This is a genomic window from Vagococcus sp. CY53-2 (assembly GCF_022604695.1).
In the GTDB taxonomy this organism is placed as follows: Bacteria; Bacillota; Bacilli; order Lactobacillales; family Vagococcaceae; genus Vagococcus.
Map to the genome: position 1 here is coordinate 411,169 of NZ_JALAHP010000001.1, position 18,561 is coordinate 429,729.

Consider the following 18,561-nt stretch of genomic DNA (forward strand, 5'->3'; position numbering starts at 1 on the left):
TTACACACAGAACTATATCGTATTAGAAACATTCTGTCAACACCTTTTTTAATTAAATGTACTGACGTTGTTTATCTTCATAAAATGCCGTATCGATTAATCCGCCACCTAAACATTCCATGCCGTCATAAAAAACAACGGCTTGCCCTGGGGTAATTGCTCTCACTGGTTCATCAAAATAAACAGTTGCTTGTGTTTGATCCTCTGATAATACCACACGGACACCAATATCTTGTTGTCTATATCTAAATTTAGCTGTACATTTAAATTCTTTTGGTTTTGGTGTATCAATAGTGAAATGAACGTCACTTGCTTCCAGGTGTGTTGAATACAAGTTTTCATGATGAAATCCTTGTCCTACATATAAGGTATTTGTTGATAAGTCTTTTCCCACAACAAACCACGGTTCGCTTGATTCACCTTGACCACCACCGATTCCTAATCCTTGTCTTTGACCAATGGTATAATACATTAAACCAGCATGATCGCCTTTAATATCACCATCTAACGTGATCATTTTTCCAGGTTGCGCTGGTAAATATTTTCCAAGAAATTCTTTAAAATTCTTTTCACCAATAAAACAAACACCTGTTGAATCCTTCTTTTTAGCAGTTGCCAGTCCAGCTTTTTCGGCAATCTCACGAACTTCTTTTTTCTCCATATGTCCAAGTGGAAACATTGTTTTAGATAATTGTTCTTGAGAAAGTTGACTTAAAAAGTACGTTTGATCTTTATTTTGGTCTACCCCACGTAACATGTGAGATGTTCCGTCTTCATCGCGAACCACTTGGGCATAATGACCTGTCGCCACGTAATCAGCACCAAGTTGCATGGCATAATCTAGAAAGGCTTTAAATTTAATTTCTTTGTTACACATGACATCAGGATTTGGTGTTCTACCACGTTTATATTCAGCTAAAAAGTATTCAAATACACGGTCCCAATATTCTTTTTCAAAATTCACAGAATAATACGGGATACCTATTTGATTCGCTACTTTCGCCACATCTTTATAATCCTCTGTTGCGGTACAGACACCATTTTCATCCGTATCGTCCCAGTTTTTCATAAAGACTCCAACTACATCATAGCCTTGTTCTTTTAGTATTAGGGCAGTTACAGATGAATCCACGCCACCGCTCATACCGACTACTACTTTAATTTGACTGTTATCTGTCAAACTCATCACCATCATTTCTTTTTATAGATTCTGAAAATCTACTACGATTTGAAGGTCGTATTTTTTCAGTTATTACATTATAGCGTTTTTGCTTAATAAAATCATCTCTTTGACACAAAAAAAGAACTGTCACATGACAGTTCTTTTATCATTTTATGCTTTTTCAAGGCAATCAAAAGACATTAAATCTTCCATAATGTAGTAAAATTGCTCTTGTTTATCTTTTTGATCATCCGATTTAAAAATATTAATCGTTTTTAATCCATTAGCAGTTGTTAAAGACATTTTTAAAGTCTTTAAGTCTTTTGCTACAGTAATTTTTAATTTTGGACTTTGTTTAGCTTGTGGTGAAATATCTAATGGTCTCACCAATTGTAAATTTCCTGAAGGTGTTGCTTGGAAACCATAATCTTTAAACGTATAGGCTCTTGCCCTTGGATTTATTTTGTAGAACTGTGGGCACCCTTCTACTGTTGCCTTTTCTAAAAATGACATAATAACCCTCCTAATAAAATTGATACTTTCATTATAATGACTCTGTCTACAAATACCAACTAATTTTTCAACATTGATTGAATCGTCGATACTAAGGTTTGTGCAAATTCAATAATTTGCTCTTCTGTCACCCCATAGCCAAAACTCATTCTGACTGATTCTTTAGCTGCATTACTGTCTTTTGAATAAATGGCTTGAATAATGCGTGACGGTTTTACGTCTCCTGCACTACATGCAGATCCAATTGATATGGCAAAACCAGCTAAGTCTAAACGAGATAACAAAATGTTATTAGGAACATTTTTAAACCAAATGTTTAAAATATGAGGTAATTTATTTTCTGTGTCTCCATTTATCTGATACTCTATCTGTTGCTCATCTAATGCCTCTAAAATAAGGCGTTCGAATTGTTTATAATGTTCTTTATTTTCAGCTTTTTTCTCTGCTGTAAGAAGTGATACAGCCTTTTTTAGTCCCACTATTCCAGCAAGATTTTCGGTTCCTGCTCGTCTTTTTTCTTCTTGGTCACCACCCTGTATTAAAACAGGCGTTGGTTGACCTGAACGAATATAAGTAAACCCAACCCCTTTAGGTCCATTAATTTTATGAGCAGAGATGGTCAGATAATCAACTAACAACTCATTCACATCTATTATTTCACTACCAAATGCTTGTACTGCATCTGTATGGAATAAAACATTTTCTTCATGAAGTAACTGACCAATTTCTTTAATTGGATTTAACGTTCCAATTTCATTGTTTCCATACATTATTGACACTAATATGGTGTCAGGAGTTAACGCTTCTTTAATTTGTTCTATTGTAACCTTACCAGTGTTGTCTACTGGTAAAAAAGTCACATCAAATCCTTGCTCCATTAATTTTTTTAGTGGGTTCATTACTGCTGAATGCTCAACATTAGTGGTAATGATATGATTCCCTTGATGTTTCATTTGTCTAGCAATATCCAACAACACTGTATTATCACCTTCAGAACCACCACCATTAAAGACGATTTCGCGTGACTGTGCACCAATCGAAGAAGCAACGACATCTCTTGCCATATCTAATTCAAACTCTGCTTGGCGACCAAATTGGTGCACACTAGATGGATTACCAAATGTTGATGACATAATTCGTGTCATTTCTTCAATCACTTCAGGAGCCATCGGAGTCGTTGCGGCATGATCTAAATAAACTGCTTGCATATTTTTCACTCTCTCATTTTTCTATCTTTTTGTTATTACAATAACGGGGCAAAAACCGATAAACACGCCTGTAAAACTTTTTTAGGGAATGACACGTTTTTTGCTTCTTCTAATGTAATTAATTGACTTAATTTTTCTGTTTCTAAGTGATCTTGTAGGACATCGTCTACTCCTTTCGTTTTATACATCCACACACCACATTCAAAATGTAAAAATAAACTACGATAATCTAAATTGACTGTGCCGACAGTTGCATACTCTCCATCCACCACACAGGTTTTAGAATGGATAAAACCTGGTGTATATTCATATATTTCTACTCCTGCTTCAATTAGTTGAGCATAGTTTGATTTGGTCACAGTATGGACATACCACTTATCAGGAATATGTGGGGTAATAATCCTCACATCGACACCACCTTTTGCGGCATTACACAGAGCTTCCATCAATAAATTATCAATGACCAAATAAGGAGTAGTAAAATAGACATAATCCGTCGCACGATTGATTAGATTTAAATAGACATTCATTCCAACTGTTTCTCTATCAAATGGAGAATCCACATAAGGTTGATAATATCCTTTTGTTTCCGGTAGTTCATTGGCCTCATAGATTGGAATAAATTCTTCTACTCTACTTTCAGTTGAATTTACAAAATCCCACATAGATAAAAACAACAAAGAAAATCCCCATGCTGCCTCTCCGACAAGTTTGATTGAATTATCTTTCCAATGACCAAAACGCTCAATCGCATTAATGTATTCATCAGCTAAGTTAATCCCACCTGTATAAGCAATTTTTCCATCAATGACAGTTATTTTCCTATGATTACGATTATTGAAAATTGGAGATAATACAGGAATAAATGGATTAAAAACACAACACTTTATGCCTTCTTTTCTTAACTTTTTATCATATCCATGAGGTAATGTAAACAAACATCCAAAATCATCATAAATAAATCGAACATCTACACCTTCTCTTGCTTTTTTTATCATAATATCAAGAATAGTTTGCCACATTTCACCATCATTAACGATAAAAAATTCCATAAAAATGTATTTTTCAGCTTTTTTTAAATCCTCAATCATGGCTTCAAAAGCTTGTTCACCCAATGGATAATATTCACTGGTTGTATGTGTAAACAAAGAAGATTCTCCATATTTACTTAAATAATTAGACTGTATTATAGCATTTTGATTCCCATCTGTTATTTTTGCTTTTGATACTGTTCGCTCATTGGCAAGTTGTTCTCTTTCTTGAATGACTTCCATTTTTGTTTTTTCTTTTTTACTAAAGCGAACACGTCCAAATACTAAATAAATAACTGTCCCAAAAACAGGAATTAACATAATTGGAATAATCCAAGCAATTTTGTAAGCTGGATTACTTCGACTATTAATAATTTTTATCACAACAAAACTGGAAATTAATAAATAGAACGTATAAAAATAAACAAAATAATTTTGAAATCTAAACACAATCGCAAATAACACACCTAATTGAAGAAGGATTAATAACACAATAATAACAGCTCTGTTTGAGATAACTTTTAATAACTTTTCCATCAATTTCTCCCAATCTACTCATCTTTTTAATGAAGAAAAAGGCTCTTAATAAAGAGCCTTTTAGAAGGTAACTTCATCCGGATTTCTTGCCTGACCAGCTTTTCCTTGTAAAGCATCAATGAGTCCCATCTCAAATTCAGATAGTTCAAAATCAAACAACTCAATATTTTCTTTAATTCGACTAGGAGTGACAGACTTAGGAAGTGGCACAAATCCCTTTTGAAGAGACCAACGTAATACAACTTGTGCTACAGTCTTACCATGCGCTTTAGCGATTTCTTCTAATTCATCTAATTTAAAAATATCACCTGTCCCTAGTGGACTATATGCCTCTAGTAAAATCCCCTTATTTTTACAATAACTAACAATTTCTTGTTGTTGATCACTAGGATTTAAATAAATTTGATTCACCACTGGTTGAAAAGAAGCTATCTCTTCTAACGCCTTCAAATGATGTATCATAAAATTGGAAACGCCGATACTTTTTACTTTTCCAGAGTTGAGAGCTTCTTCCATTGCTTTCCAAGCACCAGCATTCGCTTCTTGCCAATGGTCCCGATAATCAACTGGATTTGGCCAATGAATTAAATATAAATCTAAATAATCAAGACCTAATCTCTCTAAGGACTCATCGATAGCCAGTTTTGCTTTATCGTATGAATGATCTTTGTTCCATAACTTTGTGGTAATAAATAATCTTTCACGTGGAATACCACTTTCTTTAATTGCTTCGCCTACACTTTCTTCGTTACCATAAATCATTGCTGTGTCAATATGACGATAACCCGCTTCTAGTGCAGATTTTACTGCTTGTTTTGCTATTTCACCACTTTCAGCTTGCCACGTACCAAATCCCACTACTGGAATTCTGTTACCATCCTTTAGAGTATAGTAAGTCTGTTCTGTCATCATTACATCCTCCCTTATTTTTTTCAACGAAAATTACCTTCGAGAATAGCGTTTCATTCTCTCTTTAATCCTTTTTCGTCGGTTTCTTTTAATAATATACCATATTATTAAAAATAGTAAAAAAATTAAACTAATAAATCCAATAACTATTTCTTTCCAAAATCGTTTTGCTATCTGCAACCATTCAGATTGCGTTGTTGGGATACTTAATGCTATTGATTCAACAGGTGTATTTTTTAATGCTTTTTTAACAGAATGTTCTTCTTCTTTTTCTTTATAGGACACTTCCACTACTGGAATAGTCGCTGAAATTTTTTCTATCCCATTAACAACAAGTACATTGCCATCATCTAAACTCAATGTATAAGATTCATCTTTTTTCACTGTGTCATATAGCGACTTATCTGTCATAATAACTTTACCATCTATTTCATGTTCACCAGACTCTAAAATAGTTTTGTATTCATAATGACTGAAGCCGTAATTTAACATTGCATTGGCAAAGGGATGGCGTTTGTATTCTCCCGTTTGATCTGCCCAATCTCCCACACCTAACACAATCGCGATAAGACGTAAATCCCCTTTTTTGGCTGTCATATCTATATTAAATCCACCCGAAGGACTCGAACCTGTCTTTAACCCATCTACCCCTTCATAAGAATATTCTAATCCTGGTAGCGAATAATTATACGTGTCAAATGTTTCTTCAAATGGTGTTCCAAGCATTGATGTCACTTTTGGTGAGTTAGTGATAGTTAAAATATCAGGATATTTTGATAGTAAAAAATAAGTAAATGTTGCTAAATCTCTTGCTGTTGTTGTATTAGATGCCTCCACTTCTAAGGTTGATGTATCTACCCCTTCTGCTGCATACATCCCTTGAAACGCACTAATTTCTGCCCCTGTTATATTAACTATTTTAGTATTTGTCATACCTAACTCTTTTGCTGTATCATTCATTTTTTGTAACATTAATACCGCATTTGGTTCAACTAAATCAGCTAACATGACCGTCGCGACGTTTGAAGAGGGTACAACTGCCATTTTTAGCAATTCTCTTACTGGATAGGAAGCTCCTAACTGAATCTTATTATTACTTAATTGATAAATTTGAGAAATTGCCACATAGCGCTCGTTGGCTTCAATTGTTGTATCTAGTGTGAGTTGTCCTTCTTCAATTGCTTGATAAACTAAATAAACAACCATCAGCTTCATGATACTTGCTGGATTATGTGGCGTATCAGGATTTTCTCCCCACAAGAATTGTCCTGTATTTGCATCTATCAAAACAGCACCTTTTGGTTTATCTGCTTCATTGACAGTAAAACCCGATTCATTAATTAAATCCATCATGCTTGGCATCTCTTCTGCTGAAACCTGTGTTACAAATAGAAAACTAAAAAAGATCATTCCCACAAATAATCTTTTTAAACACTTTTTTAATACCATCCCAATCTCCTTTAATATATTATCCCATTTATAATACCAAACTTTTATTTGTTTTTCTGTCCTTTTAAATAAAAAAACAATTAGCACATGATTATTATCACATACTAATTGTTTTTATATTATCTGAATTCAATGTTTAACTCATTAACTAACGCTTTTTCTATCTTCTTCATAACAGAAACCACTTCGTCTTCAACTAAAGTTGAGTCGTCATTTTGGAATACAAGAGAGTAAGCAAGAGATTTTTTCCCTTTACCCAATTTTTCTCCTTTGAATAAATCAAACAGATGAATAGATCTTAAGTTTTTACCACCATTTGCTTCAATAACGTCCACAATTTGTTGATATGTCACTGCTTCGTCCACTAACAAGGCAATATCACGTTTAATTGATGGGTATTTACCAACTTCTTTATAAACATTATCTTCTGGAACAAATTCAAATAATTTATCTAAGTCAATTTCAACAACATATGTTTCTTTTAAATCCATATCTTTAGAAAGTTTAGGATGGATTTGTCCAACAAATCCAACGCGAGTTTCACCTACTAAAATATCTGCTGTGCGTCCTGGATGCATCTCTTTTAGTGTTTGATTTGGTTGATAAACCACTTCATGTTCAAGTCCTAAGAAGCTAATTAATGATTCAACAATACCTTTCATTGTATAAAAATCAACTACTTCTTGTGATTCTTTCCAGTCTTTTTTACGAGAAACACCTGTCATCGCCATACCTAAATGAGTTGTTTCTTTCGGTAAATCTGATTTATCATACCAATTAAAGACATGACCTATTTCGTAAAATGCTACACCATTTGCTTTTCTCGCGACATTATAAGAAACATCTTTAAGTAAGCCATTAATTAAACTTTGACGTAAGACTGAATGTTCTTCACTCATTGGAAAATCAAGTTCAACAATGTCTTCTGAATTTTTCGTATCTAGTTTAAATTGAACAGCTGATTCAGGGGACATTAACGCATAGCTAATCGCTTCAGTTAATCCTTTTCCTGCTAATAATGATCTAATATGACGAGTCATTTGTTGTTTAAATGATAATTTACCTGGTAATGAGGCACCACTTGGCAAAGTAGATGGTAAGTTGTCATAGCCGTAAATACGAGCAACTTCTTCAATCAAATCAGCTGGAATCTTAATGTCCCATCGTCTTAATGGGATTGTCACATCAAATGTTTTACCACTTAATGACACATCAAATCCTAATTGTAAGAAGATTTTTTCTACATCCATTGCTGATAACTCAGTTCCTAATGAACGATTGATTTTCTCTAAGGTGATGGAAACAGTTGGTTCTGTTGGAACACTTGATTCAACAAGAGCTTCACCTGTCACAATCGTACCACCACCAAGTTCAGCGATTAAGTTGGCAGAAAATTCACTAGCTTGACGAATCACAGACCAATTAATTCCACGTTCAAAGCGACGGCTCGATTCACTTGATAAAGCTAGTCTTCTTGCTGTACGACGAACGCGAGTTGGGTTGAAAACAGCTGTTTCTAATGCAATCGTTGTGGTATTATTTGTGATTTCAGTATTTTCTCCACCCATTACACCAGCTAAAGCGATGGCTTTTTTACCATTTGTAATCACTAAATCTTCAGTAGTTAATTCTCTTTCAACTCCGTCTAAGGTTGTCAACTCTTCCTTGTCTGTTGCACGGCGAACGTAGATTTCTTTTGAATCAAGTTTATCATAATCAAACGCATGTTGTGGTTGACCAAATAATAATAAGGTATAGTTTGTTACGTCGACAATATTATTAATCGGGCGAATGCCTTCATTCATCAAACGAGTTTGTAACCACATTGGGCTTTCTTTAATTGTGACATCTTTAATGATTTTCATACCATAAGATGGCACATCTTCTTCATCTTCCAATCTGATTGATACATAACTTTCAACTGGTTCATCTGGATTTTCATTGATTGTCACAGTTGGTAACGTGATATCTTTGTCATAAATCGCGGCTACTTCATAAGCCACCCCTAGCATGCTTAAAGCATCGGCTCTGTTTGGTGTGACAGATAATTCAATAATCGCATCATCCATTTCCAAATATGGGAATACTGGTTGACCTGGTACTGCATCTTCTGGTAAGAAATAAATCCCTTCAGCGTATTCTTTTGGCACCACACTGTCTGAATAACCTAATTCTTGTAATGAACAAATCATACCTAATGACACTTCACCACGCATTTTACCTTTTTTAATTTTGACATTTCCAGTAATACGTGAATTTGGTAAAGCCACAATCACTTTTTTTCCTGCCGTGATATTTGGCGCACCACAAACAATTTGATACAACTCTTCTTCGCCAACATCTACTTGGCAAATTGATAGGTGATCACTATCTGGATGAGGAACACATTCTTTAACGTCTCCAACAACAATTTTTTTCAGTCCTTCTTCAGGGATCGTCACATCTTCTACTTCAATACCTGAACGAGACATTTTATCTGCTAATTGATTTACATCAATATCTTTTACATCAACTAATTCTTGTAACCATTTATATGATACTAACATTTATCTCTACCCCTTTACCTTAAATTGTTCTAAGAATCTGACGTCATTTTGATAGAAATAACGGATATCATTGACACCATATTTTAACATTGCGACTCTATCAGGTCCTAATCCAAAAGCAAATCCACTGTATTCACTTGAATCAATGCCTGACATTTCAAGAACGCTTGGATGCACAATGCCTGCTCCAAGAATTTCAATCCAACCAGTGTGTTTACATACGTTACAGCCTTTACCACCACATTTGAAACAGCTAATATCCACCTCAACTGATGGCTCTGTAAATGGGAAGTAACTTGGTCTTAGACGGATATGACGATCTTCCCCGAATAATTTTTTAAGTAACACTTCAAGCGTTCCTTTTAAGTCTGCCATTGTGATATGTTTATCAACAACTAATCCTTCAATTTGATGGAATTGATGACTGTGAGTGGCATCATCACTATCACGTCGGTAAACTTTCCCTGGACTAATCATACGAAGTGGTGCTTTTGAAAAATCATGTTTTTCCATCGTACGTGCTTGAATAGGTGAGGTATGCGTACGTAATAACATATCATCTGTAATATAAAAGGAATCTTGCATATCACGAGCTGGGTGATCTTTAGGTAAGTTCATTCTCTCAAAGTTGTAGTAATCTTTTTCAACTTCGTAGCCTTCAATAATTTCATAACCTAGACCTAAAAAAACATCTTCAATTTCTTGCATCACTTGCGTTAAGATATGTGGTGTACCAGTACTTGATACTTTACCCGGTAAAGTCACATCAATCGTTTCATTTAATAACGCCTGATTAAGTGCTTCTTCTTCAAGTTCTTGTTTTTTCTCATCTATTTGTGTGGATAATACATCTCTAATTTCATTAGCCAAACTTCCGACAACTGGTCGCTCTTCATTTGATAAATCTTTCATTCCACGAAGTATTTCTGTCATACTTCCTTTTTTTCCCATTACCTCAACCCGTATGTTATTTAAATGGTCTAATGTTTCCACTTGCGCAATCTTTTCAATAAAATCTTTACGTAGTGATTCCAATCTTTCTTTGATTTCCATTTGTTTCATCCTTTCTTAATCCAACAAAAAAGACATCATTCCTTAATGAAAAGGAACGATGTCTCGTGGTACCATCCAATTTTTATGCTAAAAGCATCTTTATTTGTTAACGATGATAATAATCACCGGTTTGATAACCAAACAACTAAGGAAGTGAACTTCGTCTAGATTTTCCACAGTTTGCTTTCAGTCTTTGACAAACCTCCCTGAGCGAGAAAAATACTAAATTACTCGTTTCCGTAAACGTTTTTTACTATATATCTAAAGTGTACAAGAAATAAAATGGTCCGTCAAGATGATTCTTACATCCATTTTTCTCCCCAGCTTTGAACTTCATTCATAACAGAACGTAACGCTTCTCCTTTTTCAGTTAAAGAATAATCAATGCGTTTTTTTTCTATAGGGTGTTCATCTCGTGTTATAATTCCCTTTTCTTCCAATTCTTTCAATCGCTCAACCAACACTCGGTCACTAACATCTGGTATTTTATTAGCTAACTCAACAAATCGCTGTGTGCCATCCTCTAGTAATACATCAATAATCAAACCATTCCATTTTTTACCTAACATATCAAATGTTTTTTCAAATTTTGGACAAAGTTCAAATTGTCTTTTCTCACAAGAATTCATAAACTGCCTCCTCACCATCAACTATCAATTTTTATACGATATCTTCTAGTATAAAACAATAAGCTGACAAATACTATCTGTCAGCTTACAAATGTACCACTTTAGAATACTCAGCGGCTTTTAATTTTACTTTTTTAAACAATGGTTTAATAACTTCTTCACAGGCACAATATTTATCAACCAGTGTGACAATATAGCTTTCTTTATATTTAGGTGGTGCAATTGTCGCACCAAACATATGCTTAATAATGATATCTTCTTCTAATGGTGAGATATCTGTTAATTTTTTGGCATTTTCTAAAGCAATACGCGGATGAACATAAGCATGTGTGCCTTCGCCCATTTTTTGTTCACGCCAATCATAGAAAAATAAATCATGAAGTAAGCCTGCTCGAGCAGTCGCCCTAACATTTCCACCCCATTTTTTTGCGAGTTTGTAACTCTTATAAGATACTTGAATCGAATGTTCTAAACGATTTGAGTAATGATGTTGTGTGTATTTTTTTAAACTTTGAACGTCATCTGTATAAATTAAATCTTCAACAAGTTCTAAGTAAGCAGTATCTTCTTGCCAATTTAACGACATTTACTATCACTTTCTTTCTTAAACAATAACTTTATCAATCGTTTCATGATAACAATATATCAGTTATTTTTTAAAAAACATATCAAAAAACATGACTTTAATAAATTTATAATAATTTAAAAGTGAAACATAACAATCCCAGCAGCAACTGCGACATTTAACGACTCTGCTTGTCCTTTCATTGGAATGTACACTTTTTTATCAACTTGTGATAAGACTTCCTGTGACACGCCTTGGCCTTCATTCCCCATAATAATAGCAATTGATTCTGTTAGCTTTAATTCTTTAAAAGACATCGCAGTATCATCTAATGCTGTTGCAACTGTTAAAATATGTCGCATTTTTGCCTGTACTATCCATTTATCTAACGCAACATTAGTCACAATAGATACATGAAATTGACTGCCTTGTAATGCTCGTTGCACTTTTGATTGATAGACATCTACGCATCCTTCACTTAATATAACTTGATCAAAACCAGCTGCATCTGCTGTTCGGATCATCGTTCCCACATTTCCAGGATCTTGCACATGATCTAAAACTAAGATTTTTTCCCCAAATCCTGTTAATTCTTCTGACTTTTTCATAATCGCGATAATTTCTTGTGGTGTTGGTAATTCAGATAGTTGCTTTAATATCCCATCAGTTACAACAACCAATTGTTCCTCTGATACCTTTGATAGAATAGACTTATATTTTAATAATCCATCATCAGTTGTAATCACGCAATCAATCAACCCATTATTTTCTAAAGCTTCCTGAACAGAATGCTCTCCTTCTAAAATATATTGATTGGTTATATCACGATACTTCTTTTTATGTAATTTCTTGGTTTCTTTTACCCATTGATTAGTCAAAGACTCGATTCGCTTCATATCTATATTCATTCCTCTCAATTCTGGATTCATTATATCAGATTTTTTATTTGTTTAACCCCTTTATCATTAAAAATTGTATAATAGAATAAAAAAACACAAAGGAAGTGATTAAATGAAAATTTCTATGATTGTTCATGGTCGAGTTCAAGGTGTCGCGTTTCGTTATATGACAAAGATAGTCGCTGATGAGTTAGGGGTTTATGGAATTGTCCGTAATTTAGATGACGGTGGTGTTTACATCGAGGCGAACGGAGATAAATTAGCTGTTCAACAATTTATTGAAGAAGTAAAAAAATCACCTGCTCCGATGGGAAACGTAACAAACTACTCGATTGATTTTGAGCCAAGTTTTAAAGAGCATCATCAATTTAACGTTGTTTATTCTTAAATTATTTCTATAAAATAATTGAATTATAGCGAAAAATTCGATATAGTAATGCTTGTGTAGATTTATGAAGATTATAGTAAAGGAAGAAATAAATGAAAAATTTAAAACGTTGGATGATTGGTTCTGGACTGTTTGGATTATTAATCTTTTTATCCGGATGTGTAAAGACCGACTCAACAGGTGCTCCTACAGGCGAGGGATTCGTCTATAATGTATTAGTAAAACCCATGAGTCATTTGATTACCTTCTTTGCAGAGAATTGGGGATTAGGATTTGGTTGGTCAATTATCTTATTAACGATGATCGTTCGATTAATCATTTTACCACTTGGTTTAAGCCAAATGAAAAAATCAATGATTCAACAAGAAAAAATGGCAGCGATCAAACCGCATATGGATGTTATTAATGAACGTATGAAAACTGCCACATCACCAGAAGAAAAAATGGCAGCACAACAAGAACTACAACAATTTTATAAAGATAATGATATCAATATTATGGGAGGAATTGGGTGTCTACCCTTATTGATACAAATGCCAATTTTTACAGCACTATTCTTTGCTGCAAAAGTGACACCTGGTATTTCTGAATCTGTGTTCTTTGGAATAAATTTAGGGAAACCTAGTTTAATTTTAGTGGCATTAGCTGGTATTAGTTACTTTTTACAAAGTTACATCAGTATGATTGGGATGAGTGATGAACAGAGAAAACAAATGCGAATGATGACGTATCTGTCTCCTCTTATGATTATTTTCTTCTCATTCAAAGCTCCTGCTGGTGTGACATTGTATTGGGTTATTGGTGGTATCTTTAGTTGCATCCAATCATTGATTACTAACCTATATCATAAACCAAAAGTAAAAAAAGAAATTGCTGAACATTTTGAAAAAAATCCAGTGAAAGTGGTTAAATCAGCTGTTAAGCCAACACCAACAAAACAGAATACACCGAAAAATAAGATTACTACAAATAACGGTGGACGTAATCAAGGCAAACAAAATAAAAAATAAGACTAGAACTGATGAAAACTTCCTGTTTTTCATCAGTTTTTTTATACGTTACTCTATTAATGATCTTTTTCTTTAAACTATTAGTTGCAATGATACTTTTTAAATGATATACTTATAAATGGAATTTCGTTATGAACGTTTTAGTTGCCTTTCGTTACGATTAAGAAAGGAGAATGCTATATGACATTCAATAACACTACAATAGAGTACCGTGTAACTTTAGACACTGAGTTAAACTTATTTATCGTTTTTCTAAAAGATGATGAAACTAAATTGGCTACTGGTACTACTATTCAAAACGCAGTACATGAATTACAAAAAATTGCATAAGGAGTAACGACCTAATGGATGACACCAGTTCGTACTGAAGAGCATTTACCTTTTAATAACTATTAATGGTAAATGCTTATTTTATTGCATAAAAAGAGAGACAAATTTTATTTTCTCTATAAAAAAACAAAAATAAAAACCACAATTCTAAGTGGTTTAACTAACTTAACTTCGACTATACCTATTCTTGTACACATAGGTTTCATCATCTACTGTCATCCCGTCCTCTTCTAGCGTTTTAATCAGAACGAGATGAGTATCCTCAAACCTATCCCTCACAACAACGGTATTTTTTAAAATCAATTCTACTTTACCAATAACATGTTTCTCGTGAACGGTAGGGTAATCAATAATCGAACCTATAGAAACTAATCCTTTAGACAAATTAAATCAATCCCTTCTTCTTTTATTATAGCACACTTTTAAAAAAGGAGTTTTTTATAAAAAAAGAAACCAAAAATAAGACTGCTAAACTCTGACATATCATTGATACATCAAGGTTTAAACAGTCTTATCTTATTATTGGAATGGAGGCGGCGGGAGTCGAACCCGCGTCCAAACATATTGCCACTTAAACATCTACGCTCATAGTTATCCTATTTGAGTTTCACTCAAGTCTCTGCCGAATAACAGGCCGTGACTTTCGCTAGTCTGGTAATCTCTTCTAAATTTTACAGACGGAAAAATTTAGCGTATCCCACTCAATTTGAGACCCTTACTTGAGCACATGGGCGATGCCAAGAGGATCTTTACCCGCTGTTTTTAGGCAGCTAAGGCAAAAGTATTGTTTTCGTTTTTAGCAGTTATATTTAACTGTAACGTTTTAACGTAGACGTAACCTACGAAGCGCAATTCAAGCTCAAACTATGCCTGTCGAATCCGTAACGCCCCCTTATTTATTAACTAAGCTAGTATAACATAACTTTACACTGTTTTCAATTATCCAACAACTAAAATTGAATCACTGTATTGAACAAAGAAACACAATGCTAATTGCTACACATAAAAACTAAGCCTTAAAGCAATCGACCTTTAAGACTTATGAATTTAGTCATGATTTATGTGGTTCATATGGTCAAATGTTTGTGTTAAGATACTTTTCACGTGCTTATCATCCAAACAATACACCACACTTTTTCCCTCTTTACGTGATTTCACCAAATGATTTTCTCGTAACAATTTTAATTGATGAGAAACAGCAGATTGCTCCATATCTAAAAATTCAGTAATACTACTAACATTCATTTCTTTTTCAGATAGTGCTACAAGAATTTTTAAACGAGTAGAATCTCCGATTGTTTTAAAAAAACGACTTGTTTGTTGAATCGTTTGAGGATTTAATTCTTTCATATCGATAACTCCCCCTTAATCACGATATTTTGCTAGCTCTTCACCAAATCTATCCATTTTATTGTCAACAGCTTCTTGCGTTTCATCGACAGCACCAATATAAAACTTAATTTTTGGTTCCGTTCCAGAAGGTCTAATCGCAATCCAGCTACCATCTTCTAAAAAGAATTTTAGAACATTAGCATTTGGCAAATCTAGCAATTCTATTTTACCATCAGAAAGCATTCTTTTACCAACAGAATAATCTTCCGTGAAGTTTACTTTAATCCCACCAAATGAGGTTGGTAAGTTATTTCGAATGTCTTGCATCAAGCGAGTAATTTCTTTTAATCCTTCCATCCCTGATTTTGTTACTGAAATGGTTTTTTCTTTAAAATAACCAAATTCTTTGTAGATTTCTAATAAAGCATCATATAATGTTTGATTTTTTTCCATGTAGTAAGTCGCCATCTCTGCTAATAAAACCAATGCTTGAATCGCATCTTTATCACGAACAAATGGTTTGACTAAATAACCATAACTTTCTTCAAAACCAAACAGAAATTCATTTGATTGTGTTCTTTGGGCTTCTTTAATTTGTTCCGCAATAAATTTAAAACCAGTCAAAACATTTTTCATTTCAACGTCATATTTTTCACAAATACGTGTTGGTAATTCGCTCGAAACAATTGATTTTAAGACTAGACCGTTCTCAGGTAATTCTTGTTTCTCGTTTTTTTTAGTTAAAATATAATGAACCATTAAACTGGCTAATTGATTTCCAGTCAACACACGATACTCGCCATTTGGCAGTTTTACTGCTGCTCCCAATCGATCCGCATCTGGATCAGTGGCCACTAATAAGTCAGCTGCTAATTCTTCACCCAAACGAATAGCATATTCAAAAGCAGATAATTCTTCTGGGTTAGGAGATGTTACAGTAGTAAAATTTGGATCCGCAATCGCTTGCTCTTCTACTAATGAAACATTTGTAAAGCCAATTTGTGATAAGGCACGCTCACCTAGCATTTTGCCTGTCCCATGAAGTGGAGTAAAGACCATATTTAATTTTGAACCGCTTCTATTAATTAATTCATCATCAATGGTAACAGTTAATATGTCTTTCAAATAACTATCGTCTACTTCTTTACCAATTATAGTGATAAAATCGTTTGACTGGCTATCATCAATGATTTCTATTTCAAGTGGATTTGCCACACTACGAACAAATTCAGTCACCTTATCGGCATCTTGTGGTGGCATTTGAGCCCCGTCTTCACCATACACTTTAAATCCATTATAATTGGCAGGATTATGACTGGCAGTAATCATAATTCCAGCTACACAGCCAAAATAACGTACAGCAAATGATAATTCAGGCGTCGGTCTTAAACTATCAAATACATATGATTTGATGCCGTGACTAGCTAAAGTCTTAGCTGATTCCATCGCAAATTCAGGAGATTGATGTCTTGAATCATACGCAATCGCAACACCTCTTTTTTTTGCGTCTTCACCTAATGTACTAATAAATAATGCTAAACCGTTTGCTGCTTGTCGAACGGTATAAATGTTCATACGATTAATACCAACACCTAATATTCCTCGCATACCAGCTGTACCAAACTCTAGAGGAGCATAAAATGCCTCCTGTAATTCGTTTTCATTTTTCTCTAATTGATTTAAATTATCTTTTAAAGTTGTCTCTAACTCTCTAAATTGTTTCCATGTTGAATATGTTTCTTTCCAATCCATCATGTCACCTCATCATTATTTTCGTATTGTTATTATAGCACTATGTCCCTTGATTTACTAAAGATAAAAAGTCATCTCTTGCAATTTTTTATTTCAATAACCTTCTCTTTAATCAATTAGATGAAAAAGGGTCATCCTTTAGGAGTGATCTTAATACACTGTTCCTAAAAGTGACCTTAATTCAATAGATTAATTCGCTATAAAATATATTATTAACTGTAATAAAAAAATAACAAAGAAAAATCCTATGAAAAGTAGATGTTTTCGTTTTGTCATCACTAAATACCCTACATATTCACGAATAAATGCAGCCGGTAAATAATACAGTTTTGTCTTAGAACCTACACCTCTAGCCTGTACGCCCAAACGTGCTGCTATTTTTCCAGCACGCAATAAATGATAATTATTGGTTGCAATCACAACCTGTTTATCTTTAAAGTCACTAATGCCATCTCTTACCCCAGCAAGTTTTTCAGAGAACTTAATATTTTCCTGCGTATTTGTTGACTGCTCTTCCAAATAAACTGTTTTTACAATGACTGGTAATGAATCCAAATAGTCTTTCATCGCTTGTGCTTCTGATATTTTTTCATCTGAACCTTTACCCCCAGACAAAATAATCGTTGGTTCATGTCCATATTTTCTTTTTTGTCTAACATACAGCGCTATTCCCCGATCAATTCGACTAGCTAATAAAGGGGTCACACGCTCACCATCAATTAATCCAGCACCTAAAATAATGATATAATCTACTTTTTTGGTAATGGGAAAATAATTATATAAAATGGCTGTTGTCCCATACATAATAAACAAAAAAATAAGATAGGATAATGTTACAGTTAAAAAACCTAATAATGTTGTTATAAAAATGTTCCCTGAATAAAACGTAACAAATAATATTAATATCTGAACACCTAATAAACCTAAGGCAACAATCAAAGGGACCAAATTACTAAATGAGCGTCCCTCTCTTTTTAATAAAACTTTTTCGTTCCAAAATAATCCAACGATACTAGAACTTAATCCTAACACACTTAAAAATAAAATAACTAAGATAGCCGGAATTAAAAAGACAAGTGCAATATTTTCATTAACTTTATCCAATAATAGAATAAACGATAGATAGAGCATTCCTGAAGAGATTAAAAAGAAAAAGCCATTCCATAAACTAGTTGGTCTAAAATAATTCCAATATAAAAAACAGACTAGTGGAACTCCAACACAAATGACATAAAAAAATACGGTCAT

18 protein-coding genes and 1 other RNA gene are annotated in these 18,561 nt (G+C 33.7%); 3 read left to right on the top strand and 16 right to left on the bottom strand.

Features of this window, described 5'->3' with window-relative positions:
- Positions 1 to 52: 52 nt before the first annotated feature.
- From mnmA to MN581_RS02030, 11 genes are all read right to left on the bottom strand, one after another.
- Positions 53 to 1,180: a tRNA 2-thiouridine(34) synthase MnmA gene (gene mnmA / locus MN581_RS01980; protein WP_117973188.1), complete on the bottom strand. Its 1,128-nt coding sequence runs from the start codon at positions 1,178 to 1,180 to the stop codon at positions 53 to 55.
- A 153-nt stretch (positions 1,181 to 1,333) separates the two neighbouring features.
- The gene (locus MN581_RS01985) at positions 1,334 to 1,675 is read right to left on the bottom strand and encodes a DUF1831 domain-containing protein (RefSeq protein WP_241699076.1); all 342 of its coding nucleotides are present in this window, start codon (positions 1,673 to 1,675) and stop codon (positions 1,334 to 1,336) included.
- A gap of 59 nt (positions 1,676 to 1,734) precedes the next feature.
- Positions 1,735 to 2,883, bottom strand: a complete 1,149-nt coding sequence (locus MN581_RS01990) for a cysteine desulfurase family protein (RefSeq protein WP_241699077.1) — start codon at positions 2,881 to 2,883, stop codon at positions 1,735 to 1,737.
- 35 nt (positions 2,884 to 2,918) lie between these two features.
- A complete protein-coding gene (cls, locus tag MN581_RS01995; RefSeq protein ID WP_241699078.1) occupies positions 2,919 to 4,451 on the bottom strand; it encodes a cardiolipin synthase in 1,533 nt (510 codons plus the stop codon).
- Between the two features lie 60 nt (positions 4,452 to 4,511).
- Complete coding sequence (locus MN581_RS02000; protein WP_117972859.1) at positions 4,512 to 5,360, bottom strand: aldo/keto reductase; 849 nt, start codon at positions 5,358 to 5,360, stop codon at positions 4,512 to 4,514.
- A 33-nt stretch (positions 5,361 to 5,393) separates the two neighbouring features.
- On the bottom strand, positions 5,394 to 6,809 hold the full coding sequence (locus MN581_RS02005; RefSeq protein WP_117972860.1) for a DUF1958 domain-containing protein: 1,416 nt from the start codon (positions 6,807 to 6,809) through the stop codon (positions 5,394 to 5,396).
- A gap of 119 nt (positions 6,810 to 6,928) precedes the next feature.
- On the bottom strand, positions 6,929 to 9,355 hold the full coding sequence (gene pheT, locus MN581_RS02010) for a phenylalanine--tRNA ligase subunit beta (RefSeq protein WP_117972861.1): 2,427 nt from the start codon (positions 9,353 to 9,355) through the stop codon (positions 6,929 to 6,931).
- 6 nt (positions 9,356 to 9,361) lie between these two features.
- Entirely contained in the window at positions 9,362 to 10,408 is a 1,047-nt protein-coding gene (gene pheS, locus MN581_RS02015; protein ID WP_117972862.1) for a phenylalanine--tRNA ligase subunit alpha, read from the bottom strand.
- A 302-nt stretch (positions 10,409 to 10,710) separates the two neighbouring features.
- Positions 10,711 to 11,037 carry a helix-turn-helix domain-containing protein gene (locus MN581_RS02020; RefSeq protein ID WP_117972863.1) on the bottom strand — a complete coding sequence of 109 codons (327 nt, stop codon included), beginning with the start codon at positions 11,035 to 11,037 and terminating at the stop codon, positions 10,711 to 10,713.
- A gap of 85 nt (positions 11,038 to 11,122) precedes the next feature.
- Entirely contained in the window at positions 11,123 to 11,623 is a 501-nt protein-coding gene (locus MN581_RS02025) for an HD domain-containing protein (RefSeq protein WP_117972864.1), read from the bottom strand.
- Between the two features lie 116 nt (positions 11,624 to 11,739).
- Positions 11,740 to 12,498 (bottom strand): RNA methyltransferase, encoded by a 759-nt coding sequence (locus MN581_RS02030; protein WP_117973189.1) that lies wholly within the window; start codon positions 12,496 to 12,498, stop codon positions 11,740 to 11,742.
- A gap of 115 nt (positions 12,499 to 12,613) precedes the next feature.
- Between MN581_RS02030 and MN581_RS02035 the strand changes: the two genes are divergently transcribed.
- The 3 genes from MN581_RS02035 (at position 12,614) to MN581_RS02045 (ending at position 14,229) form a co-directional block, all read left to right on the top strand.
- Positions 12,614 to 12,889 carry an acylphosphatase gene (locus tag MN581_RS02035; RefSeq protein WP_117972865.1) on the top strand — a complete coding sequence of 92 codons (276 nt, stop codon included), beginning with the start codon at positions 12,614 to 12,616 and terminating at the stop codon, positions 12,887 to 12,889.
- A 92-nt stretch (positions 12,890 to 12,981) separates the two neighbouring features.
- Positions 12,982 to 13,899, top strand: a complete 918-nt coding sequence (gene yidC / locus MN581_RS02040) for a membrane protein insertase YidC (RefSeq protein WP_117972866.1) — start codon at positions 12,982 to 12,984, stop codon at positions 13,897 to 13,899.
- A gap of 180 nt (positions 13,900 to 14,079) precedes the next feature.
- Positions 14,080 to 14,229 (top strand): hypothetical protein, encoded by a 150-nt coding sequence (locus MN581_RS02045; RefSeq protein ID WP_199500898.1) that lies wholly within the window; start codon positions 14,080 to 14,082, stop codon positions 14,227 to 14,229.
- Positions 14,230 to 14,394: 165 nt separating this feature from the next.
- On the opposite strand, the gene MN581_RS02050 is transcribed toward MN581_RS02045, so the two are convergent.
- The 5 genes from MN581_RS02050 to MN581_RS02070 form a co-directional block, all read right to left on the bottom strand.
- Complete coding sequence (locus MN581_RS02050; RefSeq protein ID WP_117972867.1) at positions 14,395 to 14,613, bottom strand: hypothetical protein; 219 nt, start codon at positions 14,611 to 14,613, stop codon at positions 14,395 to 14,397.
- A gap of 141 nt (positions 14,614 to 14,754) precedes the next feature.
- Positions 14,755 to 15,121: a transfer-messenger RNA gene (ssrA, locus tag MN581_RS02055) on the bottom strand.
- A 155-nt stretch (positions 15,122 to 15,276) separates the two neighbouring features.
- Positions 15,277 to 15,579, bottom strand: a complete 303-nt coding sequence (locus MN581_RS02060) for a metalloregulator ArsR/SmtB family transcription factor (RefSeq protein ID WP_241699079.1) — start codon at positions 15,577 to 15,579, stop codon at positions 15,277 to 15,279.
- 15 nt (positions 15,580 to 15,594) lie between these two features.
- The gene (locus MN581_RS02065) at positions 15,595 to 17,313 is read right to left on the bottom strand and encodes a phospho-sugar mutase (RefSeq protein ID WP_241699080.1); all 1,719 of its coding nucleotides are present in this window, start codon (positions 17,311 to 17,313) and stop codon (positions 15,595 to 15,597) included.
- Between the two features lie 189 nt (positions 17,314 to 17,502).
- Positions 17,503 to 18,561, bottom strand: a complete 1,059-nt coding sequence (locus tag MN581_RS02070) for a YdcF family protein (protein ID WP_233519179.1) — start codon at positions 18,559 to 18,561, stop codon at positions 17,503 to 17,505.